Origin of the sequence: Longimicrobium terrae, assembly GCF_014202995.1 — a bacterium.
In the GTDB taxonomy this organism is placed as follows: Bacteria; Gemmatimonadota; Gemmatimonadetes; order Longimicrobiales; family Longimicrobiaceae; genus Longimicrobium; species Longimicrobium terrae.
Window position 1 is genome coordinate 24,396 of sequence record NZ_JACHIA010000021.1, and the last position, 25,126, is coordinate 49,521.

Sequence of the window (25,126 nt, forward strand, 5' to 3'; positions counted from 1 at the left end):
TCCCTCCGCGTGCTGATCTGCCCGCCCTTGTGCAACACGGGGGCCGGGCTCCCCCGGCGGACAGTTGCCGCCACGGGAGGGACCTGTTCAGCCTTCGGTGACGGGGGTGAGTTCCTCGTCCACGCCGCAGACGCGCATCCCCCACTGCATGGCCGGGCCGATGCCGAAGGCGAACAGGAGCGTGCCCACGCCCACCGGCCCGCCCAGCATCCACCCCACCGCCAGCGCCGACACCTCCACCAGCGTGCGCACCAGGAGGATGGAGCGCCCGGTGCGCAGGCACAGGCCCACGATGAGGCCGTCGCGGGGGCCGTTGCCCATTCCCGACGCCATGTAGAAGCCGGTGAACAGGCCGCAGATCACGATTCCCGCCACGTGCATGACGAGTCCCACGCCCCAGCCTGGCGCGGGCGGCATCACGCCCAGCATGAGGTCGATGAACAGCCCGATCAGCAGCATGTTGGCCAGGGTGCCCACGCCGGGGCGCACCCCGATGAACCAGGATCCCGCCACGATCAGCACTCCCACGAGAATGCTCGCCGCCCCGATGCTGATCCCCATCCGCCGCGACAGGCCCACATGAAAGGCGTCCCAGGGGCCCAGCCCCAGGCCGCTGCGCACCATGAGCGTCACCGAGAACGCGAATCCCGCCAGCCCCACGATCAATTGCAGCCACGCGCGCCACGAGCGCACCGGGCTCTCCGGCCCATGCCGATCCGCCATCCTCACTCCGTACTGTCGTCGTGAACCGGTCAATCTGTTCGCCCCGGCGGCACCGCGCCAGCGTGCCCGGGCGCGGCTTGTGCAAGCGGGAGCCCGCTCGGGGATGGCTTTTCTCTGCACCGGGAGACGGCGATGCACAGGGTACGCGTGGTACGCTCGTTTTACGCCCAGTCCGAGCCGTACGTGGGGCGCGTGGGCGAGGTGATCGGGCACTGGGGCGCGGACAGCAACGAGGACGCGCGCGACGGCTACATGGTGGAGTTCGATGACGGAACGGTCATCGGCGTGTCGGAAAACGAGGTGGAAGAGGCCGCGGACGAGGGTGTTCCGGCGGAAGAGGGCGGCGCCGCTCCCGCGGCGGAAGCCTGACCTTGGAAGCCTGACGGCACTCTCCCCCTCAGCGTCCGCCGTCCCTCCGGCGCGTGGAGCCGGGGCGGATGAGCAGAGTGCATCCCGTCCTCGGCTGAAAAAGGGCTCGTCCTCCGCGGGCCCCTCGCGATGACGCTCCGCCCGGATGCCCGGGAGGAGCGTGATTCCGTCCCGCCCTCCACCCGGAAGCCATGCGCCCGCCGCCATTCCGGATCCTGCTCGCCCTCATACCCGTTCTGCTCGTTCCGGCCTGCATTCCGGTGGTGACGCACGCGCCGCGCGTGCATCCGGGGCTCGCGGTGGGGACGGTGGCGGCGATCGCGACCGATCCCGTGCTGACGGGCGAAGTCCGCACGGGACAGAGCACGGTCACGCCCGTTATCGCCCCGTCCAGCGTGTTCGCGCGGGTGGGATGGACGCCGGACAACTCCGGCGTTCCACTGCCGGTGTCGCTGGGCGTGTCCGTCCCGATCGCGCTTCCCTTCTCCGTCATGCACCCGGAAGCCGACGCATACGTGCAGCTTTCCCCCGCGTCGCACCCGACGCTCGCGGCCGGCGCGGGCGTTCTGCTTTCCCGCAGCTACACGACGCCGTATGCGCAGATCGGGCGGGATCTGGACGATGACGTCAGTCTGTACACGACACAGAGCGTCGCCTTCTTTCATGGCGGAGACCGCGCGCCGGACGCCACACTCTGGATGCCCGCCGCCGCGTTGAAGTTTTCTGAGTATTCCGTGTTCGTGCAGGCGGGGCTTGGGCGCGAGCGGCTGGGCGCGGATTCCACGCGCGCCGTGCGGTTTCTGATGGTCGGCGGCGCGGTGGAACTCCGGGACCGCGCGATCCCCCGGTTCTGAACCGCTCCACGAACGCAATCACCCCCGGTGAGATGGTCTCGCCGGGGGTGATTTGTTTGTTATCCGCCACGGACGACGATCAGCTCGCCGGGATCGTGAGCTTCTGCCCCGGCTGGATGGCGGCATTCTCGCCCAGGTCGTTGGCGCGGCGCAACGCATCCACGGTGATCTCGTACCGCCGCGCGATGCCCCACAGCGTCTCCCCATCCGCCACCGTGTGCTGCCGCGCGGACGTGCGCGATCCAGTGGCCGAAGCCGCGGGGCGCGTGGAAGCGGTGCCGGTGGAACGCGTTGCGGTGGATGACGATCCCGCCGCGGTGCCCGACGGCCGCGTGCCGGCCGATCCGGTTCCCGCCGCGCGCGTCTCTCCGCTGGAACGCGTGGTGCCCGCGGCCGCCGGGCGGGTCGCGGTGGATCCACTTCCCGCCGCCGCTCGCGTTTCGCCGGAGGTGCTCGCGGTGGACGAAGCGCGCGGAATGCGCAGCGTGCGGCCGGGCTGCAGCGACTCGGACTCGCTCAGGTCGTTGGCCTCGCGCACCGCGGCGACGGTCACGTCGTAGCGCCGGGCAATTCCCCACAGCGTCTCCCCTTCCGCCACCTCGTGCGTACGTCCCGCGGGCCGCGAAGCCGTCGTTCCGCTGGCGCGCGGCGTCTCGGACGAGGCGCGGGAAGATGCGGACGACGACCGCGCCGACCCTTCCGTGCGGCTGGCAGACGGACGCTCGGATGCCGATTCCGTACGGCGCGCGGCGGACGACGATCCACTTTCCGCCGGGCTCGAGCGTTCCGACGACGATCGCGTGGACGACGACGAGCGCTCGCCCGTGGCGGATGTGGAGCGGGATGACGCTCCCTCCGATGCGCGGCTGGCCGACCCTTCCGACGAAGCCCGGCGCGTCGCCGATGATCCTTCAGACGAGCGGCTGGACGCCGATTCCGACGAACGCGCCGCACTTCCCTCAGACGACGTCCGGCGAGTGGACGATCCACTTTCTGACGCACGCGTCGAAGAGCCCTCAGAGGAGCGCGACGACGATCCCTCGGACGATGCACGGCGCGCGGACGAGGAGCCTTCCGACGAGCGCGACGAGGAGCTTTCCGTCGTGCCGCGCGTGGCGGACGAACCGGAGGCGCGGCTGCCGGACGACTCGCCATCCGACGAGCGGCTGGCGGATTCCGTGCGGCGCGCGGCCGGGCCTTCCGACGCGCGACGCGTGGCCGAGCCCTCCTCCGAAGACGAGCCAGACGACCTGGCGGACGACGACTCCGACGAGCGCCGGGAGGACGACGAGCCGTTGGTGGAGGCCTCACGCGTGCGGCTGCTGGCGGATTCCGCGTCGGACGAGCGGGCGGGCGACTCCTTTTCCGCATCGCCCGGCACCGGCGGATCCCCCAGCACACGCGGGCGACGGCGGCCGGTGCTGCTGCTCCGCTCCGATGTTTCCGCGCGCGCCACGCGCGGCATGGGGCGCTCGTTCAGCACGCGCGCGGCGTCCGCGAACAGGCGAAGCTGCTGCCCCGGCTGCACGGTCTCGCCCATGGACAGGTTCAGCTGGCGGATGCGCTCCGCCGGGAGTCCCGAAAGCTCGGCGAGGCGGTCCAGCGAATCGCCCTCGCGGACGCGGTACGAATCGTATCCCCCGCGCTGGCGGAATTCGGATGCCGCGTACGCCGGCTGCAGCGCCGCGCCCTGCCCCGCCGGCACCCACACCCAGTAGCGGGGCGGCGCCACCTGCCGCAGCAGGTGCGGGTTCAGCTCCACCAGGTCCGGCAGCGGAATGTCGCCCACCGACGCCAGAACGCTCAGCGGCGTCGCCAGGTCCACGCGGATGCTGTCGAAGCCGAACGACCGCTGCGGTCCGCGCGCCGGCAGTCCGAAACGCGTGGGGTCCTTGGCGATGATGGTGACCGCGTACAGGCGGGGAACGTAATGCTTGGTTTCCTCCGCCAGGTCGCCGCGCTGCGCCAGATCCCAGAAATTGGTGGCGCCGAACCGCCCCAGCCCGCGGCTGATGCGCCCCGTGCCCGCGTTGTACGCGGCGGCGGCCAGCGCCCAGTCGCCGCGGAACTGGCGGTTCAGGTCGCGCAGGTGGCGCGCCGCGGCGTGCGTGGAGCGCACCGGGTCCATCCGCTCGTCCACCAGCTCGTCGATCCGCAGCCCCATCCCCCGGCCCGTCGCCGGCATGAACTGCCACATCCCGACAGCGCCCGCATGGCTGCGCACCGTGGGGCGGTATCCGCTCTCCACCATCCCCAGGTGGCTCAGGTCGCGCGGAATGCCGTACGACGCAAAGACATCGCGCACCCACTCGCCGTAGCGGTCCGCCGCCGTCATCCACCCGGCCACCACGGGACCGCGCTGGTTCACCAGAAAGTCCACCTCCTGGCGCACCCACTCGTTTGCTTCCACCGGCAGGTCGTACCGCGCCGTCCCCAGCAGGTCCGCGCCCACCGCGGCCGGGCGCTCCGCAGGCAGCGTAAAGCCCTCGCCGATCGCCTGCACGGTGTCCGCGGGCGCGGGCGGCGGGGCCTCGGCGGGCACGGGCGCGGTGGCAACGGGCTGGCGGCCGGGCCCGCACGCGGCGGCTCCCAGCGCAACCAGCACCAGAAGGCCCGGAGAGGTCTTGCTGTGCATATGAATTCAGTCTTGGAGCGACGAACCGGTCGCGGTACATGGGCGCAGAAGCGCCGGAGGGTCGAACGTACTACCGGGCGCGGACTTCGGCCAGAGTCATGACGCGCCGCATTGCAGAGGATGGAGCGCCTCAGCCCGGGGTGCCGGGCGAGGTGCGCGGCTCCGCGCGGCGGTCCGGCACGGCGCCCTCCGCCCGCCCCGCGCCGCACAGTTCGCAGAAGCGGCGCAGATACTCGGCATCGCGTTGCGCGTCCGCCTCCGGCCCGAGCGTGATCCCGCGCGCCACCCGCCACCGGTGGAACGCGAGTTCGCTGGCTACGCGGTGCATTTCCCGCCGCGCGCGCCAGTGCCGCAGCCCGCCCCGCCGCCAGGCGCGCGCCGTGGCCTCCAGCCGGGTGCGCACCACGCACAGGCATTCCAGCTCCTCGCCCGAGAGCACGCCGTCCTCCACCAGCGAGGCCAGGTGCCGGCGCACGATGCTCCCTTCGCGGCGCAGCGAACGGTAGATCATCCACAACACGCCAAGGAACGCCGGCACCATCACCATCATGTACAGGATCAGAAACCAGCCGTCGAGGCTGGCCGACAGGTTCCACAGCGCGTGCAGCCCCATGGCTCCGGCCAGCCCGGCCGCGGGCCCCAGCCAGCTTCCGCGCTGTCCGTGGTGCTCGCGGCGGTAGCCCAGCCCCATTCCGAAGATGCTGGTGAACAGCGGGTGCGCAAAGGGCGACATCATCCCCCGCAGCACGAAGACCGCGGCGGGGCTGTCGGCGCCTCCCTCGGCGAAGGCGGCGCCGTAATACTGCACGTTTTCGATCATGGCGAAGCCCAGCCCCACCATGGCGGCATACACCACGCCGTCCACGACGCCGTCAAACTCGTCCCGGAGTTCGCGATACAGCACGAACAGCGCGAATCCCTTGGCCAGTTCCTCCACCATGGGCGCGGTGATCACGCTTCCCAGCAGCGCCCCCGCCTGCGGCCCCAGCACGGCGCCGATCAGGTCCTCGGTGACGTTGTTGGCCACGTACGCCAGAAACACGGCAAAGGTGGCGCCCCACGCAAACGTCTGAAACAGCGTGCGCGGCGGCTCCGGCTCGTACCGGTCCAGCCACAGCGCCAGCGCCACATACAGGGGAACGGGGAGCGCCGCCGCCACGAAGCCCAGAACGAAAGGCTTCCACTGCAGGTCCATGGCGATCAGCGTCAGGATCATGACGCCGCACACCACCGCTCCCCAGGTAAGGAGGCGGTGGCGTCGCCCGCGCAGCATGGCGGGAATGGGCGGAGCGGAGGCGTGAAACGATTGCATCGGCGCGGGAGCGGACCGTTCTACAGGGTGCCGAAGCGTTCTTCCAGCACGCGGCGGCGGTGGCTGAAGATCTGCTCCAGCCGCGGCGTCACCAGCCACTTGCGCGCCACGCCGCCGCCCGGCGGCAGCACGTAGCTCACGATGTCGCGCATTTCCACGCCGCCCTCGATCTCGCGGAACAGGTGCTGGTGGTGCCAGAAGCGGTACGGGCCGAACCGCTGCTCGTCCACGAACAGCCTGTGCTCATCCACATGCGTAATTTCCGTCACCCACGTTACGGGCACGCCCAGCAGCGGGCGGACGCGGTAGGTGACGAGCATCCCCGCGTACATGCGGTCCGGCAGCGCCGACGTGACCTCAAACCCCATGTCCGGCGGGGTGATGCGCTCCAGGTTGCGCGCGTCGGAAAAGAAGTCCCACGCCTGGGCGACGGAAATGGGCAGCCGCTGGATCTGGTCGAGCGTGTGCAGCTTCATCGTGCGTTTCTCCTCATCCGGCTCCGGCCTCCATGGCCGCCGCGGCGTAGCGCCGCCCCTTCCACGTCACCGTTCCCCGCCGCAGCAGGCTCGCCAGCAGAATGCCGCACATCACCAGCGCGCCCAGCGGGGCCAGCGCGGCGTACAGCGGGTTGTGCCCGTCGCGCCGGTACATGCCCGCCCAGAAGCCGACGGATACGGCCTGCGCCACGACCGCCGCGGGAACCCACGGCCATCCCGCCATCCCCAGCGCGCCACGGACGAGCACCAGGGACGGAAGCAGCCAGAAGAAGAACAACCCGCTCAGAATCAGCCACGGAACCAGCAGGGCCAGCGGCCCCGGCGCGGTGCGGCCGGAGGAGCGCGCCAGGTTCTTCCCCCACCCCTCCACGATTTCCGCCAGCGAGCGGTACATGCGCACGCGCAGGTGCGGTTCGGCGTGCACCAGCAGCGGCGCGTGCCCCAACGCGTGAAAGCGCTGTGCGATGGCCATGTCTTCTGACACCTCGTGGCGCACGGCGTGGTGCCCGCCCGCGGCCTCGTACGCGTCGCGGCGAACCAGAATGTAGCCGCCGAGCGCGATCTTGTCGCGGGTGTGCGGCGAACGGTTCACCCGTTCCGGGTCCGGATAGCGCATCAGGAACAGCATTCCCACCTGCGCCATCACCACGCGCTCCCAGAAGCCGCCCAGCACCTGGCGGGGGATGGCGGACAGCAGCGCCGCATCCCTTTGCGCCAGCGCGGCGACGGTGCGGCCCACCAGTTCCGGCCCGGCGCGCATGTCCGCGTCGCAGAAGGCGATCCGCTCGCCGCGCGCGAGCCGGACCCCCTGCTCGCACGCCCACGGCTTGCCAAACCATCCGGCCGGGAGCGGTTCTCCGTCGATCACCCTCACCCGCGGGTCCCCCTCCGCCGCGGCGCGGGCCCGTTCCCCGGTGCCGTCCTCCGAACCGTCGTCCACCACCAGGATTTCCAGGCGCGGATACGTGGATGACCGGAGCGCGCGCACGCAATCGCCGATGTTGTGCGCCTCGTTGCGCGCCGGAACGATGACGGACACCAGCGGCGCATCCGCCTTCGCGGCGGGGGGCCAGCCGTCCAGCACGGGACGGCGGCGGATGAAGGCGGCAGCCAGCACGGGAAGCAGGAGCCAGGGCAGCGACCAGAGCAGCGGAACGAGCAACGGCGACACGGGTGCGAGAGAAAGAGACAGGCGGCAAAGCTATCGGCTGATTGGAGTTGGTGAAAGTGGGCAACGCGCGCCGGGGATCATGATCCGCGCGCCCCGTGGCGGCTTGGGGGACATTTTCCGGCGGAGAAACACAATGCTTGCATCTTCGGATTTTGTTCGGTACATTGAGCGCTCGATTGCAGGCGGACACCGGGCACGGATGGAGGAGCGATGCCGATGATGGGGAGCGAGTGCGGCGGATACGCACGGCAGGGCGGGCGCCCCGATGCGGCCGTCACGTTGGTCGTGGAGCGGGTGTTCGCCGCGCTGCTCACCGGTTCGCCGCCTCCGGAAGCGGCGGATCGTTCGGCCGAGCGCGCCGCCAGGGCGGTTCGGGGCGCACCGGCGCGCGTGCCCGCGTACGCCGCACGGCCGTCCTGGGCGGTGGAACACGAGGAGGATCCGCGGCGCGCCCTCGTTCCCAGCGGGCGTTGAGGTCCGCGCGGTGAATCCTCGAGCATCCGTTGCGCTTTTCCGCCGCGGGTCCGCCGGGGTTCTCCTTTCCGTCGCGTGGGGATCGTCCGGCCCGCGGCGGCGGATGCACGCGCCTTGCCTGCGGATGCGTCCGACCGGAGATTTCCCGCGCCGTGTGATGCCGTGCGGCGCAACCCGAAGCTCGAGGACGGATGGCAAGCAAGACGCTGCTGGTGGGGCTGGCGCACCCGGACGATGAAGTCGGCGCCGCCGGGACGATGCTCGCGCAGCGGGCGCGCGGTGACCGCGTGGTGGTCGTGTGGCTTACGCGCGGGGAAATGACGGAGGCGTTCGGGCCCATTCCGTCGGACGAGGTGGCGGCCATCCGCACGGAGCACGGCCGCATCGCCGGCGAAATCCTGGGTGTGGAGACGCGGTTTCTGGATTTCCACGACTGCTCCGTCCACGCGGACCCGGCGGCGGCGCGGCAGGTGGCGCAGGTGATCGCGGAGTTCCGTCCCGACGCACTGATCACGTGGGGCGATGCGTGGGGACGCGGAATGCGGCATCCGGACCACCAAGCGTCGGGCAAGATCTTTCGTGACGCCATCACTCTGGCGCGCATTGCCAAGGTCGTGGGCCCCACGGTGCCGCACCGGGAGGCGGTTCCCGTCTTTACCTACCGCGGGGCGCACTCCACGCTTCCGGCGGTGGCGGTGGACGTGTCCGCGTATCGCGACCAGATCCACGAACTCGGCCGCTTCTACCGCGAAAGCATCGGCTTTGGCGACGCGGACTGGATCGACCAGCGGCTGCGGATGTCCGGCGAGCCGTTCGGGTTGCAGTACGCGGAGGTGTACGATGCGTGGGAAACGCGCGGCGGGCTCTTTCCCAGCCTGCTCCCCGCCGAACTGGAAGGCGAACTCCGCCACCCGGACCGGCCGCTCTGACCGAGCCGGTCCGCCGCGAGGCATCCGTTCATCGGGACGAAGCGGCGGGAATCCATCCACGCGAGGGATCGGCAATCCCGTCCTGTCCGCGGCGCCGGGCCTGGGTGGAGCACACGGGACTGACGGCAAAGAGACCCTGATCGCGCTTTGTGCGGACTTCGGTGCGCCGCACGGGGCGGCTGGCCGGGACCGTTCGCCGCCGGAGAAGCGAGGTGGGCGCGGACTCAGACCGTGTGCTGCGTTGCCGTGTTTCCTAACAGACGCGATCAGGTGGTGTGCCGGACAGTTCCGCTCAGGGATGCGGGATTGGGTGTCCCCGAAAAAATGCGGATGAACTCAGCGCCTCCTCAGAGGACGGCAATGCGCGCCGTCATCCTCGCAGCGGAGATTGGGAGCGCGGCTGAGGGCCGACGAAGCGGGACGGCAGGATGCCTGGGCAGGATCGCAGGCTGAGATGGCGGGCGGCCAGGGGAATGGCAGGGGATGATGAACCGCGGCGAAGCCCGCGGCTGTGCGTGAGGGATTCGCGCCCGGAGGGCCGAGAGCCCGGTTCGCGCGTGCTTCGATTTCGCTCGGCGAGGTCAACCATGGCGCGAACCGGGGGCTCGGCGCCGTTGGCAACAGCTGTATCGTTGCCTACGGCGCGCGAAGCCCGGCCCCGCGCAGCGGGGACACGCCCAACTCCCGCTCTCGGTCCGTAAGACCTCGACCATCAACAGAACCTTCGTCCCGCAACGCAGAAGAGGCGGCCACAAGGGCCGCCTCTTCAGAAAACCACTCTACCGCAACCGAAAGAATCAGTTGTTGTGGCGGTTGTAGACCAGCCGGTAGGTCAGCGGCTGCGGAAGCCGCGGGCTGGTGATGGTGACGTTCATGTTCATCGTGTTTCCGTCGGGGCTCAGCGTGTACACGTTCACGCGCTGTCCGTCTTCGGCGGTAAAGGTCTGCGTGATCTGGTTGCCCGTGGTCGTCGAGGTCACGCGCACGCAGTCGCCCTTGAGCTGCGTGCAGGTGCGGCCCGTCTCACGCTGCCACATTACCGGGGTGCCGGTGCTGGGGCTGGAAACCGACGGACGGCCCTGCATGTCCACGCGCACCGTGTTGTTCTGCGTGAACACCGACAGGTGCGGGTACGCCGTGTTGGTGCTGCGCAGGCGGGGACGGGCAATCTGCCGCACCACCAGGTTCATGCGCGCCACCGTGGTGTTGATCTTGGCGTTGATGTCGTCACTCTGCTGACGGTTCAGCATCCACGAACCCGTGAACTGTGCCTGCGCCTGCAGGGCCGAAGGAAGCACGCCGGCCAGCACGGCCAGAAGCGAAAGGCTCAGGATGCGTTGACGTCGCATGGCGGATTCTCCAAGATGCAGGAAAGTTGAACAGCGGCGTGCGCTCCCGAACGGTGCGCAGCGGGACTTCGGTCGAACGTTCGGATGGAACCAGGGTGCCAATCTACGGCCCGCCCCGCCCATCCGGAAGGGCGGAAACATAATTTTGCGAGCTTCCGTACCCCGGCACACCCCGCCGTTGTTCCCGCGAGCCGCTGAAACCCATCGCCGCGCGCGACGTATGCCGCGCTGGGGACGCACGCCCGCGTCCCCAGCCAGACCTTCCCAGGCCTCACCGACCATGACCGATCCGGCGCGCGCCACGCGCATTCTTACGCAGATCGACCCGCGCAGCTGGGAGCACCCGGCGGACCGCGCCGCGCTCAACGCCCTGCGCCGCATTCCCGTGTTTGACCAGGTGCTGCGCACCCTGTTCGGCTTCTTTGGCGAAAAGCCGCTGCGGCTTGCGTTCCTGTCCGGCAGCGTGCGCGTGAGCGAAACGCAGTACGGGCGCGTGCACCGGCTGTACGCCGACGCGTGCCAGACGCTGGACGCGCCCCGTTATCCGCTGTACGTGCAGCAGAACGTGGAGCTGAACGCCTTTGCCTTCGGGATGCAGCAGCCCTTCATCGTCCTCAACAGCGCCACGGTGCAGGCGCTGGACGACGATGAACTGCGCTTCATTCTGGGCCACGAGGTGGGGCACGTGCTCAGCGGCCACTCGCTGTACCTGACCATGATGCGCATCCTCATTCAGCTTTCCCACGTGGGATTTCCCATCGTGGGACTGGTGGCCACGCCGGTGCTGCTGGCGCTTCAGGAGTGGCACCGCAAGGCGGAGCTGAGTTGCGACCGCGCCGGCATCCTGGCCGTGCAGAACCCCGAGCCGGCGCTGCGCACCATGATGGCGTTCGCGGGAGGCAAGAACGCCACGGGCAACCTGGACGAGTTCATGCGCCAGGCCGAGGAGTACCGCGAAACCAGCGACATCGCCGACCAGGTGTTCAAGGTGCTGAACGTTCTCTGGCTTTCCCACCCCGCGCCCGTGCTGCGCGCGGCGGAGATGCGGACGTGGTTCGAGTCGGGGGGCTACGAGCGCATTCTGGCGGGCGAGTACCGCCGCCGCGGCGAGCCGGATTCGGCGTACGCGGAGGATCTGCGCGCGGCCGGGCAGAGCTACCGCGAGGCGGCCAGGGAAGGCTTCACCAACGCGCAGCAGGCGGCGCGGCGGGTAGTGGATTCCTTCCGCCAGGGGTTCGGCGCGCGCGAGTAAGTGCGGGCGCCCCACACGGGGGCGCCGCCGCCGCACGCCGCGTCACGCCGGGCGGAACGGAGACGTGCGGCGCCGATCTCTTTACGCCATGCGTGCGGCCGGATCGGGCCCGTCCGGACGGGGATTCTCCCCGGCTGCAGCGGGACCCGGAGGACGGGCGTGAATCCAGCAAGCCTGCCTGTGGCGGGCACTTAGCCCATCACGGGACCGTGCCGGAGCGCAACTGGACGGGGTGCGCGGCGCGGGCGGGTGTGCTCCTCGTGCACCGGACGGCGTAAAGTCCAGCAATCACGCCGCCGGATGTGGAACCGCCCTTGCATCAGGTCCGTTCGGCGAGCCGAGCGGCGCGCTTCTTCTCAACCGCCCACGCGTGGAGAGCACCAATGAACAAGGCGCAGTTCATCGACCAGGTCGCGGACAAGGCACAGTTGAGCAAGGCGGCGGCGCAGCGCGCGGTGGACGCCATCTTCGATACGGCGGGCGGCGCCATCTCGGAGACGGTGCACTCCCTCGGCGAGCTGAGCATCCCCGGCTTCGGCAAGTTCACCAAGAAGACGCGGGCCGCCCGCACCGGACGCAACCCGCGCACCGGCGCCGAGATCCAGATTCCCGAGCGCAGCAGCATCGGCTTTACCGCCGGCAAGAACCTGCGTGAAGGCACCATCAGCGGACGCCGCAAGGCGGCGGGCGCGGTGGCCGGGGCGGCGCTGGGCGCGGCCGCGGGTGCGGCGGCGGCCACCGCCGGCGCTCCCAAGAAGGGCGGCGTCAACAGCGGCGCTTCCGCCGAGGCGAGCACGGGCGACACCGCTTCCTCCGGCGCCAAGGCGTCCGGCGGCGCCAAGGGCACCGGCGCGGCCAAGAGCGGCGGCACGGCGGCCAAGGGCAAGTCGGGCGGCGCCAAGGGCGGCAGCGCCAAGAGCTGAGGCTTTCCGGCGCAGGCACACGAGGCCGCGTCCCGTTTTCGGGGCGCGGCCTCGCTCGTTTTCCGCCGCATGCGGGACGGCCATCGCCCGCGGCACGGAATCCGCCTGTGAGCCCGCGCCGCCCGGAATCTGTACCGTGCGGCCGATTTCGCATGGACCCGCGGACCGGAGGTATCCCCTGCCGCAGTACGACGAAAAACCAGAGCCCCGCATTCCCGACATCCAGATCCGCCGGGTGATCTGGAGATCCGCCGACGTGGCGCGGATCTTTGTGATGGGCATCATCTTCACGTTTCTGTGGCGCTTCTTCTGGCTGGTGCACAACGCCATCTTCATCGCCCTGCTGGCGGTGCTGATCGCCATCGTGCTGCACGCGCCGGCCAAGTGGCTGTCCCGGCGGGGGATCCCGTTCGGCGTGGCGCTGCCGATTGTGATGATTGCGTTCGTCGGCAGCCTGGTGGGGCTGCTGATCGCCATGATTCCGCAGATCGCCGAGCAGGTGCGCCTGCTGGCGGGCGAGCTGCCCAAGACCATGGCGGCGGCGCAGGTGTGGCTGGGCCGGCAGACGGGCGAGGGGCCCAACTCCGAGCTGGGGCGCAGCCTGGGGCAGCAGGCCACCGAGTTCCTGGGCCGCTTCGTCCCTATGGCGTTCAACATGATCAGCACGGTGCTGGGCTCGTTCGCCATCGTGGTGCTAGCCGGGTTCTTCGCCGCGCAGCCGGAGCTGTACCGCGGGCTGATCCTGCGGATGATTCCGCCCGATTCCCGCCCCAAGTGGACGCGCATCTACGACGAGGCCGGCACCAACCTGCGCAACTGGGTGCTGGGCAAGGCGCTTACGATGGCGTTCATCGGGCTGGTGACGTACGTGGGACTGGTGCTGTTCAAGATCCCGGGGGCGCTGGCGCTGGCCGCGTTCGCGGCGATGATGGAATTCATCCCCAACTTCGGGCCCACGATCGCCGCGGTACCCGCGATGATGGCCGGGTTCGCCATGTCGCCCATGACGGCGGTGTACGTGGGGATCTTCTACTTTCTGTTGCAGCAGGTGCAGAACGCCATCACCGTTCCGCTGGTGGAGCGCAAGGCGGTCAACATTCCGCCCGCCGGGCTGCTGGTGTGGCAGCTGATGCTGACCGTGGGGTTCGGGCTGCTGGCGCTGTTCGTGGCCACGCCCATGCTGGCGGTGATCGTGGTCGCCGTCCGCGTGCTGTACGTGGAGCCTTCCGAGGAGCGCCAGCAGTGGGACCGGCGTGAGAACAGCGGGCCGGGCGCGCCCGCGGATACGCTGCTGGAAGAGGCGGAGCGCGCTTCGGAGATGGCGATTGCCGAGCGGGAGCGTGCCCCGAATCCGCCGCGCGAGATGCCGGGATGAACACCAACTGCCCTCACGCGGAGGTCGCGGAGGTCGCGGGGGTCGCGGGGGTCGCGGGGGTCGCGGGGGTCGCGGGGGTCGCGGGGGTCGCGGGGGTCGCGGGGGTCGCGGGGAGCCCGGTGCGGACTCGGACTCCCGAGCGTTGAGACGGATTGTGGATGGACGCGAATCGCCGCCTGTACGGGCGGCGATTCCTGTTTCCGGCACCTTCCCACGACTCGAACGGACGGACGGTCGAGTCCTCTCGGGGCGACGCTTCGATCGAAAACAGTGTAACCTATTGGGGACGATAGGCTTGAGCCTCTCCTGCATCCGCTCTTCCTTGCAGGCGATCGCGCACCATCCCGCGGATCACGACTCCGTCCCGCGGCGGACGATTCTTTACAGGTGCACGCGGAACGCGGACCACCGCGAGGTCCAGTTCCCTCCGCAGGCCGTCCAGCATGGTGCGCGGAACGGAATGCCGTCGCTGTCGCGAAGGCGAAGGAAGAGCTGAATTACGTACATCAGTTGCAGGAGCAGGGGGGGGAATGCACGACGGGGCCCCGCGATGCGCGGGGCCCCGTACGTTTTCCGTCTGCCGCGCGTCAGGCGCGGATCTGCACCGGCACGGGGTCCGAGAGGCCCACCTCGGTGGTGGAGCGCACCCGGTTCAGCACGCGGTGCCACCAGTTGGGCGGCCGCGTAGCCCCGCCGTGCGCCATCACCATGCGCCCAAGCTCGATCACGTCATCGTTGCGCATGCGGATGCAGCCGTGGCTCTCCGCCTCGCCCAGTGAATCGGTGTCGCGGGTGCCGTGGATGTAGTAATCCGGGTTCTGGAAGAAGATCTTGACCTTCCCCATGGGATTCCGCGGATCGCCCGGCTCGCGCGGCTGCTTGTTGCGCGCCCACGCGGCATCGGGCGGAACCCACCGCGGGTTCCAGACCATCCGGCGCACCGCGAACGAGCCGCGCGGCGTGGGGTGCCGCGGCTGGCCGATGGCGACGGAGTACGTTTCCTCCACCTCGTCGCCGTGCATCACGTACAGCTCGCGCTCCGACAGATCGATCACGAGACGGAAGCCCGGAGCCGCCGCGGTCGCGGCCACCGGCTCGGAAGCCTCGGCCGGGGCAACGGTCGCCATCCCGCCCCCCGCAAGCGCGCCGGCCATGGCCGCGGCAAGCGTGAAATTTCTGACCTTAAATGCCCGCATGTCGCCTTCCTTCAACGAGTTACCCTCGACTGATGGAGAAGGGACAACGGAAAGATCGTGCCAAACATCCGGCGCGGACCCACCCGGGTTGCCGGGCGGAGTTGCCGGATCGTTCAACAAACGTCCGCGCGTCCGATCCGCATGCGTGCACGCGGATCAGACGCGCGGGCGGGCGCGCATAGACCAACCGCCAGCCCCGAATAGGCCACATCCACCATCACCTCATCCGCCATCCGCGAGCACGAGGCGCATCACCACGGCGCTTGCGGGACACACGTCGCGGAACTCGCCGGATTCCCGCAGCTCCGCGGGCGCATCCGCCCGCTCCACCCGCGCGAAGCCCAGGCGCGGAAAGAAATTTTCCGCCGTCGTGGTCAGCAGGTAGAGCGCGTCCAGCCCCGCTTCCCGCGCCCACCGCACGCGGTCGCGGGTGAGCGCCTGCCCCAGCCCGGTGCCGCGTGCCTCAGGCGCGACGGCCACGGAGCGGAGCAGCCCGGCGCACCCGTGCACCTCCACCCCCGCGACGCCGGTCACACCATTCCCGTCCGTGGCGACCACGTACGCGTCGCCCCAGCCCTCCCGGATGCCGTCACCAGGGAGCGCGGCGTCGCCGGTCAGCCGCAGCACCGCCTCAAGGTCCTCCGCCCGCGCGGGGCGGAGGGTCCACTGCGTGGCCGCCATCAACCCGTTCCCGTCAGCAGCAGTCCGGACCGGAGCACGCGGGGCCGGACAGGCCAAGCGTGACGAACGCCTGCCGCGGCTTGGTCGCGCGCACGAAGGCGCTCATGAAGCGGCCGTCGATCTCGGTGGAGATGGTGTCCGCGTCCAGTCCCGATTCCGCCAGGAACGTCCGCGCATCCTCCGCCCGGTAGATGCGGGTCGGCTCGATGTCCACGCCCTGGAAGCCGGACTCCGCCAGCAGCCGCGCAAACTCTTGCTCCTCCAGCGCGCCTGCCACGCACCCGACCCACAGCTCCATGCTGCGCTTCATCTCCGCCGGCACCTCGCCGCGCACGACCACGTCGCTCACGGCGAAGCGGCCGCCGGGCTTGAGCACGCGAAACGCCTCCTGCAGCACGCGCCGCTTGTCGCCGGACAGGTTGATGACGCAGTTGGAGATGATGACGTCCACCGAGTTGTCGGGAAGAGGGATCTCCTCGATGTGCCCCTTGAGGAACTCCACGTTGGTGGCGCCGGCTTCGCGGGCGTTGGCGCGCGCGAGATCCAGCATCTCATCCGTCATGTCCAGCCCGAACGCGCGGCCGGTGGGGCCCACGCGGCGCGCGGACAGCAGGACGTCGATGCCCCCGCCGCTTCCCAGGTCCAGCACTGTCTCGCCCTCCTTCAACTCCGCCAGCGCGGTGGGGTTGCCGCAGCCGAGCGAGGCCAGCACCGCCTGCTCCGGGAGCAGCGCCGTCTGCCCGTCCGCATACAGGTTGGAGGTGATGGGGTCGCAGCTGCCGTTGAAGGCCGCGCCGCCGCAGCAGGAGTTGGCGCCGCCCGCCGCCACCCGCAGCGCCGCCTGGCCGTACTTTTCGCGAACCGTGTCGCGGATTGTGGTGTCGCTCATCGCACTCTCTCCTGACAAGAAATGTTGATGGATCACGGTAAAAAAACCGCGGCCTACCCGCAGCATCCGTCCGCGACGGTCCAGCCGTGCTGCGCCTGCGCATTGGCGGGCTTCAGTTCGGCGGCGACGGCGGAGATGGTTTCCAGCGCTTCCGGATTGATCTGGTAGTACACCCACCGGCCCTGCCTGCGGTCGATCAGCACGCCGGCGTCCTTCATGGCCCGCAGGTGAAACGACAGCCGCGACTGCGCCGCGTCCAGAATGCCGGTCAGCTCGCACACGCAGCGCTCCCCGTCCACCAGTTGGCGGAGGATGGCGAGCCGCGTTTCATCGGCCAGCGCGTGAAAGAGGCGCGCGGTGCGGCTCAGGTCGGTGAGGAGGGATGTGCTCATGGGAGAATAGTATCAACAAAAATTGATTCGTCAAGGCAGGCTCCAGGGCGGCCCCCACCCGGGCCGGCACCACCGGCCCACCCTCCCCCAAAAAAGACTGGGGGAGGGTTGGGAAGGGCGGATGGTTCGGCGTGCGGGGCGGAGTTCGGCGCGTAAGCGGGTTTGTTCAAGCGAATAAATCCGCCGCTCAAACAGCGGTAAGCCCCGACACCGGCCGCTGGCGCGTCCGGTTCGGGGCTTCAACTGCATCAGGGGCAACAGACAGCGGAGATCGCGTCGCGAGCCGAAGCCCGATCCCGCGCCGAACGGCTCCCCCTCTCCCGCTTGCGGGAGAGGGGGCTGGGGGGTGAGGGCTGCCTCGGCATGCGCCGAACTCTCCCCGGCGCACCACCCTGACCCGCCCCGCGGCAATCCTTCCGATCGCTTGAAATCGCTTCAGTACGTAAGCAGCGAGTGGACGGGGTGTGGCGCCAGCGCCTGTCGGCCCTGCAGAAAGAGCAGCTCCACCACGAACGCGATCTCGGCGACCGTCGCGCCCACGTCCTGCAGCAGCGCGGCGGCGGCCGCGGCCGTCCCGCCTGTGGCCAGCAGGTCGTCCAGCAGCAGCACGCGCTCGCCGGGGCGCGCCGCGTCCACGTGCATCTCCAGCGTGTTGGTGCCGTACTCCAGCGCGTACTCGCGGCTCACCTTTTCCCCCGGCAGCTTGCCGATCTTGCGGATGGGGATGAAGCCCACGCCCAGCGCCATCGCCAGCGGCGCGCCGAACAGAAAGCCGCGTGACTCGATCCCCGCCACGGCGTCGATCCCCTGATCCCGGTAGCGCGCGGCCAGGGCCCCGATCACCTCGGCAAAGGCGCCGGGATCGCGCAGCAGCGGGGTCACGTCGCGAAACATAATTCCCCGCGAGGGAAAGTCGGGCACGTCGCGGATGAGCGCCTTCAGGTGCTCCATCGGCCTGTCCTGGGCTCAGTGAGTTCGGCGGGAGAGGGTGGCGCGGGGAATGTACGTTCAGCGTTTCGCCTCCAACAGCGTTGACCGGCCGCCCCGCGCGCCGTATCCTGCGCCAGCACCCGCACCGGTCTGAATGCATGTTCTTTTATCGCATCACCGAAGGCATACGCATCACCGTCACGCCGTTCTTCCTGGAACCGCAGTCCGATCCGGGCGAGCCGCGCTACGTGTTCGCGTATCACATCCGCATTGAAAACGTCGGCTCCACCGCCGCGCGCCTGCGCCGCCGCCACTGGCTGATTCACGATCCCGTGGCCGGCGACAGCGAGGTGGAGGGCGAGGGCGTGGTGGGCCAGGAGCCGCTCCTGGAGCCCGGCGGCGTGCACGAGTACCAGAGCTTCTGCGTGCTGCGCGGCCCCGAAGGCCACATGGAGGGTTCGTACCTGATGGAGCGGCCGGACGGAACCACCTTCCGCGCCGTCATCCCGCGCTTTCTTCTTCGTCTTCAGACGCACTGACCCGTGAAGGCTTTCGCCGCGCTCGGCCCCGTTCTGCTGCTGGCTCTGGCCGCATGCCCCACCGCGAGCCCCAACTCGCCCGTGGTCATCATGCGCACCACCATCACCCCTTCCGACACCGTGCGGATGGGAGACTCGCTCAAGATCACCACCTGGCTCAAGAACCCGGAAAAGGAGCCGCTGACGATGGTGTTCGAGGACCAGTGCGAGGTGGAGCAGTACGTTCAGACGCCCGACAAGACCATCGTGTACCCGCCCGGCGGCGGCGCCACCTGCATCAGCGTGCCCACCACGGTGCGCGTGGCCGCGGGAGATTCGGTGCGCTTCGACGCGGCGTGGCTCCCCATGTCGGCGGTGGACGGCGAGTTCATCGCGTACGGCGTGCTTTCCCAGCACCAGCTTACGCGCGGGGACCGCAAGCCGGAGCTCAAGATGGGGCACCGCAGCAACATCGCGATTTTTCACGTGGCGCCGAAGCCCTGAGGGAACGGCCGTTTCACACGGAGGCCACGGAGGATGCACGGAGGGCACGGAGGAACGGATCAACAGATCATCCTCACGCAGAGCAGCAGAGAGGGGACAGAGGACGGCAGAATGTGGCGCCTTGTGTCCTGATCGGGATGGAGGGTGACTGGGAAAGGGTGGATGATGATCAGCCTTCGGCGATGGTGCCGGGGGCTGATTTTTCGTTTTGCGCCACAGCCGGTGCGCGCGGGGGCGCGGCAGCGATCTGCACCGGAAAACGGGCGCGAGCGGGACGATGGGGACGGTATTCGGGGGAATGGAAATGGTTGTGAGGTAGAACAAAATCCCGCGTGGTTGCTGGGCCTTGACCGGGGATGGCGGTATGCACAGTGTAGAGCGGCCGCTCCGCCGCGGCGCGCACGGATGCCGCGACGTCCGTCCGGTTCTTTCCTCCCGCTCCTTCCCTGCCCCGCCCTGCACACCGCCGGAGACGCGTGCCCGAAGTCGCTCATCCACTCGACCAGATTTCGTTGGGAAAGATTGTCCAGATCAGGGAGCGCCTGATGGACGCGGCCGCCACCGGAACGCGGGTGTACCGCTTTGAATCCGGCGACCCCAACTTTTCCCTCGCGCCGCACGTGCGCGACGCGGTGGGCGCCGCCGCCGACGCGGGACGCACGCACTACATCCCCAACAACGGCATCCCCGAACTGCGCGCCGCCCTCGCTCACAAGGTGCGCACCCGCAACGGCATCGCGGGCGTGACCACGGACGACGTCTTCGTGACCAACGGCGCCATGCACGCGCTGTTCGTCACCTTTTCGTGCCTGCTGCGCCCCGGCGACGAGGTGATCGTCCCCGATCCCATGTGGACGGAAGTGGTGGAAAACGTGCGGCTGGCGGGCGGCGTCCCCGTCGGCATTCCGCTGCGCGCGGAGGATGAGTTCGCCTATCCGCCGGAGGCGATCGCCCGGGCCATCACCCCGCGGACGAGCGCGATCTTCATCAACACGCCCCACAACCCCACGGGGGCGGTGCTCAGCGAGGAGCGGCTGCGCGCCATCCTCAACATCGCCCGCGAGCACGGGCTGTGGGTGATCTCTGACGAGGCGTATGAGGACGTGCTCTTTGCGCCGGCCACCCACGTGAGCGTGGCCAGTCTGGCGCCGGACTACGCGGAGCGCATCGTTTCCATCTTCTCATTCTCCAAGAGCCACGCCATGAGCGGGCTGCGCACCGGCTACATCGTGGCGCGCGACCCGGTGCTGCGCGACCGCATTCCCAAGCTGCTGCGCTGCACCATCAACGGCGTCAACTCGCTGGCGCAGTGGGCCGCGCTGGCCGCCGTCAGCGGGGACGGCGAGTACGTGCGGGCCATGGGCGACGAGTACCAGCTGCGGCGCGATCTGATGCTGGAAGCGCTCTCCGGCATCCCTGGCGTGCGCCCGTTCGTGCCGCGCGGCACCTTCTTTCTATGGGTGGAGCTGGATCCCGCGCTGTACGCGCGCCTGGGCGTGAGCGGCGCGGACGAGCTTTCGTCCATGCTGGCGGCGCGTGGCATCGGCAGCGCGCCCGGTGACGCGTTCGGGGAGTCGTGCGCGGATGCCATCCGCTTCGCCTTCAGCTGCTCCACCGAGATGGTGCGCGAGGGGAGCGCCGTGCTGCGCGCCGTGCTGCTGGGCCAGGCGTGAGCGCGCCGCTGCGGGTGGCGCTGGGCGAGTACGACACCGGCTGGCACGATCCCGCCGCGTCCCTCGCCCGCGCGGCGGAGGTCGTCGCTCGTGCGGCGGAGGCGGGGGCGCGGCTGGTGGCGCTTCCGGAGATGTGCACCACGGGCTTCACAATGGAGTCCGCCGCGCAGGCCGAGGCGCTCACCGGGCCGTCCGTGGCGGCATTGGCGGATCTGGCGCGCCGCCACGCCGTCCACCTGCTCGCGGGCGTATCGACGCGGCGGGCGACGGCGGATGGCGAGGCGTTCTTCAACTCCGCGCTCCTCTTCGGGCCGGATGGCGAGCTGAGGGCGGAGTACCGCAAGCAGCGGCTGTTCGGCTACGCGGGCGAGCGCGAGGCGTACTCCGCGGGCGAGGGGCCGCTGGTGGTGGAGGTGGATGGAGTGAAGCTGGCCGTCTTCATCTGCTACGACCTGCGCTTTCCCGAGTTGTTCCGCGCCGTGTCGCCCGGGGTGGACGGGATCGTGCTGATCGCCAACTGGCCGGCGGCGAGGCGGCCGCACTGGGACGTGCTGGTGCGGGCGCGCGCCATTGAAAACCAGTGCTACTTCGTGGCGGTGAACCGCACCGGCAGCGGCGGCGGGCTGGACTACGACGGCGGATCGGTGGCGTACGATCCCTGGGGCGACCCGCTGCCGGGGCTGCTGGCGGACGTCGATCCGGCGGAGGTCACGCGTGTCCGCGACCGCTACCCGTTCGTCACCGACCTGCGCGATCGCGCCGGGTAGAGCCTCCGATCGAACGCGTTCGAGTGCCCTCCGCCTTTGTGGGCAACTGCCGTTTCACACGGAGGTCACGGAAGATGCACGGAGGTCACGGAGGAACGGAGCGGAGGACGCGCACCGAAGCTCGTCGCGCGAGCCGAACGGCTCCCCCTCGCCCGCTTGCGGGAGAGGGGGCTGGGGGGAGAGGGCTGCCTCCGCATGCGCCACATTCCATCGAACCCCGAACCTGGTTGCCTTGCACTTGAGGGCGGGCGGAAGGCCACGCTGGCGGGGGTTGCGCGGACCGGCGCGGGTGGGTTACCCTCCGGGAGCAGGACGAATCATCCAACTGAACGACGGACCATGCGCGCTACCGGCTGCACCCTGAACAACAACAATAATCGGAACCCCCGCACCCTGTGTGCGCGGGCAGGGTGCGACGTGTAGCGCTCTTCCGATCGAGCGCTTCCGAGCCCCCACCTGCCACACGGCAGGTGGGGGTTTTTTCGTTTTCCGTCATCCACCGCACCAGAGAGACCGGCCCATGTGCTCCATTCTCGCCATCCTCGCCATCCGCAGCGATCCCGCGCCGCTGCGTGCCCGCGCCGTGCGGCTGTCACGGCTGCAGCGCCACCGCGGCCCCGACTGGAGCGGTGTGTACGCCTGCGACCGCGCCGTGCTGGCCCACGAGCGCCTGTCCATCGTGGACGTGACGCATGGGGCGCAGCCGCTGCGCAACGAGCGCGGCACCCACGCGCTGGCCGTCAACGGCGAGATCTACAACCATCGCGAACTGCGCGAATCGCTCGCGGCGCCCTATCCTTTCGCGACCGAGTCGGACTGCGAGGTAATCCTGGCGCTGTACGCGGAACGGGGGACGGAGTTCATCGACCAACTGGAAGGGATGTTCGCCTTCGTGCTCTACGACGCGGACCGCGACCGGTACGTGATCGCGCGCGACCACATGGGCATCATCCCCCTCTACAGCGGCTACGACGAGCACGGCAACCTGCACGTGGCGTCGGAGATGAAGGCGCTGGTCCCCGTTTGCCAGACGGTGGCGGAGTTTCCCCCCGGGCACCTGTGGGACAGCGAAGTGGGCGAGCCGCGCCCCTTCTACCACCGCGCGTGGCGCGACTACGAGGCAGTGGCGGGGCGGCCCGCGGAACCGGCGGCGGTCCGCGCGGCGCTGGAGGAGTCCGTGCGCAGCCACCTGATGTCGGACGTGCCGTACGGCGTGCTGCTTTCGGGCGGGCTGGATTCATCCATCATCGCGGCGACGGCCAAGCGGTTCGCGGCGCGGCGCGTGGAGGACGACGGGCGGAGCGAGGCGTGGTGGCCGTCGCTGCACTCGTTCGCCATCGGGCTGGAGGGCGCGCCGGACCTGGAGCACGCGCGCGCGGTGGCGGAGCACATCGGCACCATCCACCACGAATTCCACTTCACTGTCCAGGAAGGGATCGACGCGCTCAGCGACGTCATCCATCACCTGGAGACGTACGATGTTACGACGATCCGCGCCGCCACGCCCATGTACCTGATGGCGCGGCGCATCCGGGCGATGGGGATCAAGATGGTGCTTTCGGGCGAGGGCGCGGACGAGATCTTTGGCGGCTACCTGTACTTTCACCGCGCCCCCGATGCGCGTTCGTTTCACGAGGAGACGGTGCGCAAGCTGGACCGGCTGCACAGCTACGACTGCCTGCGCGCCAACAAGGCGATGGCCGCGTGGGGCGTGGAGGCCCGCGTGCCCTTTCTGGACAAGCGCTTTCTGGACGTGGCGATGAGCATTGACCCCGCGGCGAAGATGGCGGGGCCGGGCCGGATGGAGAAGCACATCCTGCGCGAAGCCTTTGAGGACGTGCTCCCCGCGTCCGTCGCGTGGCGGCAGAAGGAGCAGTTTTCGGACGGCGTGGGATACGGGTGGATCGATGCGCTGCGCGAGCACGCCGAGGCGCAGGTGGGCGCGCGGGAGATGGAGAACGCGCATTTCCGCTTCCCCTACAACACCCCGCCGACCCGGGAGGCATACCTGTACCGCACCTTGTTCGCGGAGCACTTCCCGTTGCAGTCGTGCGCGGAGTGCGTGCCGGGCGGCAAGTCGGTGGCGTGCAGCACCCCCGAGGCGCTGGCGTGGGATGCGTCGCTCCTGGCCGTCGTGGATCCGTCCGGCCGCGCGCTTCAGGGCGTACACCAGGCTGCCTATGGTGCGGCCGCGATCTGAACTGCCGTTTCACACGGAGTACACGGAGGATGCACGGAGGTCACGGAGGAACTGCAACTGAACGCATCACGCAGAGCAGCAGAGCAGCAGAGCAGCAGAGGAAAAGAACAGGACAAGATCAATCATCTGTTTTGCTGTTCTCTGCTCCTCTGCTGCTCTGCGTGAGATTGTTGTTGATCAGTTCCTCCGTGCCCTCCGTGCATCCTCCGTGACCTCCGTGTGAAACGGCAGTTCACCGAGAGTTGGATGCTGAACGACAAAGGGCGCCCCGCGAAGGAGCGCCCTTTCTCATCCGTCAAAGAACGGAACCGGATCAGGACTCGAGATGCGCCTCGAGCTGGATGTCGACGCCGGCCAGCGCCTTGGAAACCGGGCAGCCGACCTTGGTGGCCGCCGCGATCTCCTGGAACTTCGCGTCGTCGATGCCGGGAACCTGCGCGCGCACCTGCAGCTTCATGGTGGTGATCTTGAAGCCCTCGGCCACCTTGTCGACCGTGCACGCCGCCTCGGTCTGCACGCGCGTGGCCGGCGTTCCCGCCTGCTCCAGCCCCACCGCCAGCGCCATGCTGAAGCACGCCGCCTCGGCCGCCGCCAGCAGCTCCTCGGGGTTGGTGCCCGCGGCGTCGCCAAAGCGCGTGCCGAAGCTGTAGCCGCCGCTGATTACGCCGCTTTCGCCCGCGAAGCTGCCCTTGCCCCCCTGCAGCCCGCCCTCCCAGGTCGCGTTCGCCTTCCGTGTCGGCATCTCGGTCGTTCCTCTCGCTGAAATGATCCGCGGCACCCGCGCCGCCCGGAGGCATACTAGGGCGCCGCCGGGCGGGGCGAAAGGCGCCGCGCCGCGATCATCCCCCCGCGCGCACCGGATCGTCGGCCTCGTCACCGGCCTCATCCTCCGCCTCCGGGCCGCCCACCGCCGCCGTGCGGGGAACGTCGCCGGCGTCAAAGGCGGTGCCCTCCTCGGTGCCGCGCGCCAGCTCCGAAAGCCAGGGCGGGCACGACTCGGCGTGCGTGCTGTACAGCCCGCGCAGGGTGTCGATGAGCGCGTACAGCGCCGGCTCGCGCCGCTCCGGGGCCAGGTCGCGCACCAGAGAGCCCAGCGCGGCCGCCATTCCGTCCACCGCCAGCCCCGACGGCAGATTGCTCCGCTCGCGCTGCAGCCAATCGAACAACTTTCGTCGGCTCTTGGCATAGGGGGTCCCTCCCGACAGGAACTTGTCGAGCCCGCTGGGACTCATTCCCACCTGCCGCGCCACGGACCGCAGCGAGGTCGCCTGCACCCGCAGCGACACCGCGTCGCGCAGCCGATCCACCGAAGTCTGCGGCCGCTGGATGTTCATCCCCCACCCTCCCGTCTGTGGACATTGTAGACAGCGATCGCGCATAGTCTACTTTGTCCACTCCAATCGCACAAGTCCAGATGTGTGCACACGGTGGCGAATGCGGGGCGGTCGCATTCGCATGTAGACGGAGTAAACACAAGCGCTTAAAATGAGCCGGAAAGAATGGGCATGCGGCG

The 25,126-nt window shown here is 69.5% G+C and carries 25 protein-coding genes; 12 read left to right on the plus strand and 13 right to left on the minus strand.

Annotated features, from left to right (window positions below; genetic code table 11):
* Positions 1 to 87 precede the first annotated feature (87 nt).
* Positions 88 to 723: a YczE/YyaS/YitT family protein gene (locus tag HNQ61_RS23210; protein WP_170035130.1), complete on the minus strand. Its 636-nt coding sequence runs from the start codon at positions 721 to 723 to the stop codon at positions 88 to 90.
* A gap of 132 nt (positions 724 to 855) precedes the next feature.
* Between HNQ61_RS23210 and HNQ61_RS23215 the strand changes: the two genes are divergently transcribed.
* Both HNQ61_RS23215 and HNQ61_RS23220 read left to right on the plus strand, forming a co-directional pair.
* Complete coding sequence (locus HNQ61_RS23215) at positions 856 to 1,092, plus strand: hypothetical protein (RefSeq protein WP_170035129.1); 237 nt, start codon at positions 856 to 858, stop codon at positions 1,090 to 1,092.
* 191 nt (positions 1,093 to 1,283) lie between these two features.
* Entirely contained in the window at positions 1,284 to 1,946 is a 663-nt protein-coding gene (locus tag HNQ61_RS23220; RefSeq protein WP_170035128.1) for a hypothetical protein, read from the plus strand.
* A gap of 79 nt (positions 1,947 to 2,025) precedes the next feature.
* Here the strand turns inward: HNQ61_RS23220 and HNQ61_RS23225 are convergent, their stop codons facing one another.
* The 4 genes from HNQ61_RS23225 to HNQ61_RS23240 form a co-directional block, all read right to left on the minus strand.
* Positions 2,026 to 4,581, minus strand: coding sequence for a LysM peptidoglycan-binding domain-containing protein (locus tag HNQ61_RS23225; protein WP_170035127.1), 2,556 nt, complete (start codon positions 4,579 to 4,581; stop codon positions 2,026 to 2,028).
* A gap of 130 nt (positions 4,582 to 4,711) precedes the next feature.
* Positions 4,712 to 5,893, minus strand: a complete 1,182-nt coding sequence (locus tag HNQ61_RS23230; RefSeq protein WP_170035126.1) for a PrsW family intramembrane metalloprotease — start codon at positions 5,891 to 5,893, stop codon at positions 4,712 to 4,714.
* A gap of 20 nt (positions 5,894 to 5,913) precedes the next feature.
* Positions 5,914 to 6,369, minus strand: coding sequence for an SRPBCC family protein (locus HNQ61_RS23235; protein ID WP_170035125.1), 456 nt, complete (start codon positions 6,367 to 6,369; stop codon positions 5,914 to 5,916).
* Between the two features lie 13 nt (positions 6,370 to 6,382).
* A complete protein-coding gene (locus HNQ61_RS23240; protein WP_170035124.1) occupies positions 6,383 to 7,561 on the minus strand; it encodes a glycosyltransferase in 1,179 nt (392 codons plus the stop codon).
* A gap of 210 nt (positions 7,562 to 7,771) precedes the next feature.
* Between HNQ61_RS23240 and HNQ61_RS23245 the strand changes: the two genes are divergently transcribed.
* A complete protein-coding gene (locus HNQ61_RS23245) occupies positions 7,772 to 8,035 on the plus strand; it encodes a hypothetical protein (RefSeq protein WP_170035123.1) in 264 nt (87 codons plus the stop codon).
* A gap of 191 nt (positions 8,036 to 8,226) precedes the next feature.
* The gene (locus tag HNQ61_RS23250) at positions 8,227 to 8,964 is read left to right on the plus strand and encodes a PIG-L deacetylase family protein (protein ID WP_170035122.1); all 738 of its coding nucleotides are present in this window, start codon (positions 8,227 to 8,229) and stop codon (positions 8,962 to 8,964) included.
* Between the two features lie 797 nt (positions 8,965 to 9,761).
* Here the strand turns inward: HNQ61_RS23250 and HNQ61_RS23255 are convergent.
* The gene (locus HNQ61_RS23255) at positions 9,762 to 10,313 is read right to left on the minus strand and encodes a hypothetical protein (protein ID WP_170035121.1); all 552 of its coding nucleotides are present in this window, start codon (positions 10,311 to 10,313) and stop codon (positions 9,762 to 9,764) included.
* 280 nt (positions 10,314 to 10,593) lie between these two features.
* On the opposite strand from HNQ61_RS23255, the gene HNQ61_RS23260 reads away from it, so the two are divergent.
* The 3 genes from HNQ61_RS23260 to HNQ61_RS23270 all read left to right on the plus strand — a co-directional run bounded on the left by HNQ61_RS23260 (position 10,594) and on the right by HNQ61_RS23270 (position 13,863).
* A complete protein-coding gene (locus HNQ61_RS23260; protein ID WP_170035120.1) occupies positions 10,594 to 11,565 on the plus strand; it encodes a M48 family metallopeptidase in 972 nt (323 codons plus the stop codon).
* 383 nt (positions 11,566 to 11,948) lie between these two features.
* Positions 11,949 to 12,488, plus strand: a complete 540-nt coding sequence (locus HNQ61_RS29915) for an HU family DNA-binding protein (protein ID WP_205761552.1) — start codon at positions 11,949 to 11,951, stop codon at positions 12,486 to 12,488.
* A gap of 136 nt (positions 12,489 to 12,624) precedes the next feature.
* Positions 12,625 to 13,863: an AI-2E family transporter gene (locus tag HNQ61_RS23270; protein WP_170035119.1), complete on the plus strand. Its 1,239-nt coding sequence runs from the start codon at positions 12,625 to 12,627 to the stop codon at positions 13,861 to 13,863.
* 587 nt (positions 13,864 to 14,450) lie between these two features.
* Here HNQ61_RS23270 and HNQ61_RS23275 read toward each other — a convergent pair.
* The 5 genes from HNQ61_RS23275 to HNQ61_RS23295 form a co-directional block, all read right to left on the minus strand.
* Entirely contained in the window at positions 14,451 to 15,059 is a 609-nt protein-coding gene (locus tag HNQ61_RS23275) for a L,D-transpeptidase (RefSeq protein WP_170035118.1), read from the minus strand.
* A 222-nt stretch (positions 15,060 to 15,281) separates the two neighbouring features.
* On the minus strand, positions 15,282 to 15,740 hold the full coding sequence (arsN2, locus tag HNQ61_RS23280) for an arsenic resistance N-acetyltransferase ArsN2 (protein ID WP_170035117.1): 459 nt from the start codon (positions 15,738 to 15,740) through the stop codon (positions 15,282 to 15,284).
* A gap of 13 nt (positions 15,741 to 15,753) precedes the next feature.
* The gene (locus HNQ61_RS23285; RefSeq protein WP_170035116.1) at positions 15,754 to 16,629 is read right to left on the minus strand and encodes an arsenite methyltransferase; all 876 of its coding nucleotides are present in this window, start codon (positions 16,627 to 16,629) and stop codon (positions 15,754 to 15,756) included.
* A gap of 53 nt (positions 16,630 to 16,682) precedes the next feature.
* Complete coding sequence (locus tag HNQ61_RS23290) at positions 16,683 to 17,021, minus strand: ArsR/SmtB family transcription factor (protein ID WP_170035115.1); 339 nt, start codon at positions 17,019 to 17,021, stop codon at positions 16,683 to 16,685.
* 435 nt (positions 17,022 to 17,456) lie between these two features.
* The gene (locus HNQ61_RS23295) at positions 17,457 to 17,972 is read right to left on the minus strand and encodes an adenine phosphoribosyltransferase (protein WP_170035114.1); all 516 of its coding nucleotides are present in this window, start codon (positions 17,970 to 17,972) and stop codon (positions 17,457 to 17,459) included.
* Positions 17,973 to 18,109: 137 nt separating this feature from the next.
* On the opposite strand from HNQ61_RS23295, the gene apaG reads away from it, so the two are divergent.
* From apaG to asnB, 5 genes are all read left to right on the plus strand, one after another.
* Positions 18,110 to 18,490 carry a Co2+/Mg2+ efflux protein ApaG gene (apaG, locus tag HNQ61_RS23300; protein WP_170035113.1) on the plus strand — a complete coding sequence of 127 codons (381 nt, stop codon included), beginning with the start codon at positions 18,110 to 18,112 and terminating at the stop codon, positions 18,488 to 18,490.
* A 3-nt stretch (positions 18,491 to 18,493) separates the two neighbouring features.
* Positions 18,494 to 18,973 carry a BsuPI-related putative proteinase inhibitor gene (locus HNQ61_RS23305; protein WP_170035112.1) on the plus strand — a complete coding sequence of 160 codons (480 nt, stop codon included), beginning with the start codon at positions 18,494 to 18,496 and terminating at the stop codon, positions 18,971 to 18,973.
* 512 nt (positions 18,974 to 19,485) lie between these two features.
* On the plus strand, positions 19,486 to 20,646 hold the full coding sequence (locus HNQ61_RS23310; protein ID WP_184430775.1) for a pyridoxal phosphate-dependent aminotransferase: 1,161 nt from the start codon (positions 19,486 to 19,488) through the stop codon (positions 20,644 to 20,646).
* Complete coding sequence (locus HNQ61_RS23315; RefSeq protein ID WP_170035110.1) at positions 20,643 to 21,413, plus strand: nitrilase-related carbon-nitrogen hydrolase; 771 nt, start codon at positions 20,643 to 20,645, stop codon at positions 21,411 to 21,413. Before HNQ61_RS23310 ends, HNQ61_RS23315 begins: the two co-directional genes overlap by 4 nt.
* Before the next feature lie 520 nt (positions 21,414 to 21,933).
* Entirely contained in the window at positions 21,934 to 23,613 is a 1,680-nt protein-coding gene (gene asnB / locus HNQ61_RS23320) for an asparagine synthase B (RefSeq protein ID WP_170035109.1), read from the plus strand.
* A gap of 313 nt (positions 23,614 to 23,926) precedes the next feature.
* Here the strand turns inward: asnB and HNQ61_RS23325 are convergent, their stop codons facing one another.
* Positions 23,927 to 24,355, minus strand: a complete 429-nt coding sequence (locus HNQ61_RS23325; RefSeq protein WP_170035108.1) for an OsmC family peroxiredoxin — start codon at positions 24,353 to 24,355, stop codon at positions 23,927 to 23,929.
* Positions 24,356 to 24,452: 97 nt separating this feature from the next.
* Complete coding sequence (locus HNQ61_RS23330) at positions 24,453 to 24,947, minus strand: hypothetical protein (RefSeq protein WP_170035107.1); 495 nt, start codon at positions 24,945 to 24,947, stop codon at positions 24,453 to 24,455.
* Positions 24,948 to 25,126 lie beyond the last annotated feature (179 nt).

Bases quoted from the DNA above. Each gene is read 5' to 3' on its own strand.
- HNQ61_RS23235 (WP_170035125.1), bottom strand. From the start codon at position 6,369: ATGAAGCTGCACACGCTCGACCAGATCCAGCGGCTGCCCATTTCCGTC.
- HNQ61_RS23285 (WP_170035116.1), bottom strand. From the start codon at position 16,629: ATGAGCGACACCACAATCCGCGACACGGTTCGCGAAAAGTACGGCCAG.
- HNQ61_RS23250 (WP_170035122.1), top strand. From the start codon at position 8,227: ATGGCAAGCAAGACGCTGCTGGTGGGGCTGGCGCACCCGGACGATGAA.
- HNQ61_RS23225 (WP_170035127.1), bottom strand. From the start codon at position 4,581: ATGCACAGCAAGACCTCTCCGGGCCTTCTGGTGCTGGTTGCGCTGGGA.
- HNQ61_RS23295 (WP_170035114.1), bottom strand. From the start codon at position 17,972: ATGGAGCACCTGAAGGCGCTCATCCGCGACGTGCCCGACTTTCCCTCG.
- HNQ61_RS23230 (WP_170035126.1), bottom strand. From the start codon at position 5,893: ATGCAATCGTTTCACGCCTCCGCTCCGCCCATTCCCGCCATGCTGCGC.
- HNQ61_RS23255 (WP_170035121.1), bottom strand. From the start codon at position 10,313: ATGCGACGTCAACGCATCCTGAGCCTTTCGCTTCTGGCCGTGCTGGCC.
- HNQ61_RS23245 (WP_170035123.1), top strand. From the start codon at position 7,772: ATGCCGATGATGGGGAGCGAGTGCGGCGGATACGCACGGCAGGGCGGG.
- HNQ61_RS23220 (WP_170035128.1), top strand. From the start codon at position 1,284: ATGCGCCCGCCGCCATTCCGGATCCTGCTCGCCCTCATACCCGTTCTG.
- HNQ61_RS23215 (WP_170035129.1), top strand. From the start codon at position 856: ATGCACAGGGTACGCGTGGTACGCTCGTTTTACGCCCAGTCCGAGCCG.
- HNQ61_RS23260 (WP_170035120.1), top strand. From the start codon at position 10,594: ATGACCGATCCGGCGCGCGCCACGCGCATTCTTACGCAGATCGACCCG.
- HNQ61_RS23330 (WP_170035107.1), bottom strand. From the start codon at position 24,947: ATGAACATCCAGCGGCCGCAGACTTCGGTGGATCGGCTGCGCGACGCG.
- apaG (WP_170035113.1), top strand. From the start codon at position 18,110: ATGTTCTTTTATCGCATCACCGAAGGCATACGCATCACCGTCACGCCG.
- HNQ61_RS23325 (WP_170035108.1), bottom strand. From the start codon at position 24,355: ATGCCGACACGGAAGGCGAACGCGACCTGGGAGGGCGGGCTGCAGGGG.
- HNQ61_RS29915 (WP_205761552.1), top strand. From the start codon at position 11,949: ATGAACAAGGCGCAGTTCATCGACCAGGTCGCGGACAAGGCACAGTTG.
- HNQ61_RS23290 (WP_170035115.1), bottom strand. From the start codon at position 17,021: ATGAGCACATCCCTCCTCACCGACCTGAGCCGCACCGCGCGCCTCTTT.
- HNQ61_RS23275 (WP_170035118.1), bottom strand. From the start codon at position 15,059: ATGCGGGCATTTAAGGTCAGAAATTTCACGCTTGCCGCGGCCATGGCC.
- asnB (WP_170035109.1), top strand. From the start codon at position 21,934: ATGTGCTCCATTCTCGCCATCCTCGCCATCCGCAGCGATCCCGCGCCG.
- HNQ61_RS23210 (WP_170035130.1), bottom strand. From the start codon at position 723: ATGGCGGATCGGCATGGGCCGGAGAGCCCGGTGCGCTCGTGGCGCGCG.
- arsN2 (WP_170035117.1), bottom strand. From the start codon at position 15,740: ATGGCGGCCACGCAGTGGACCCTCCGCCCCGCGCGGGCGGAGGACCTT.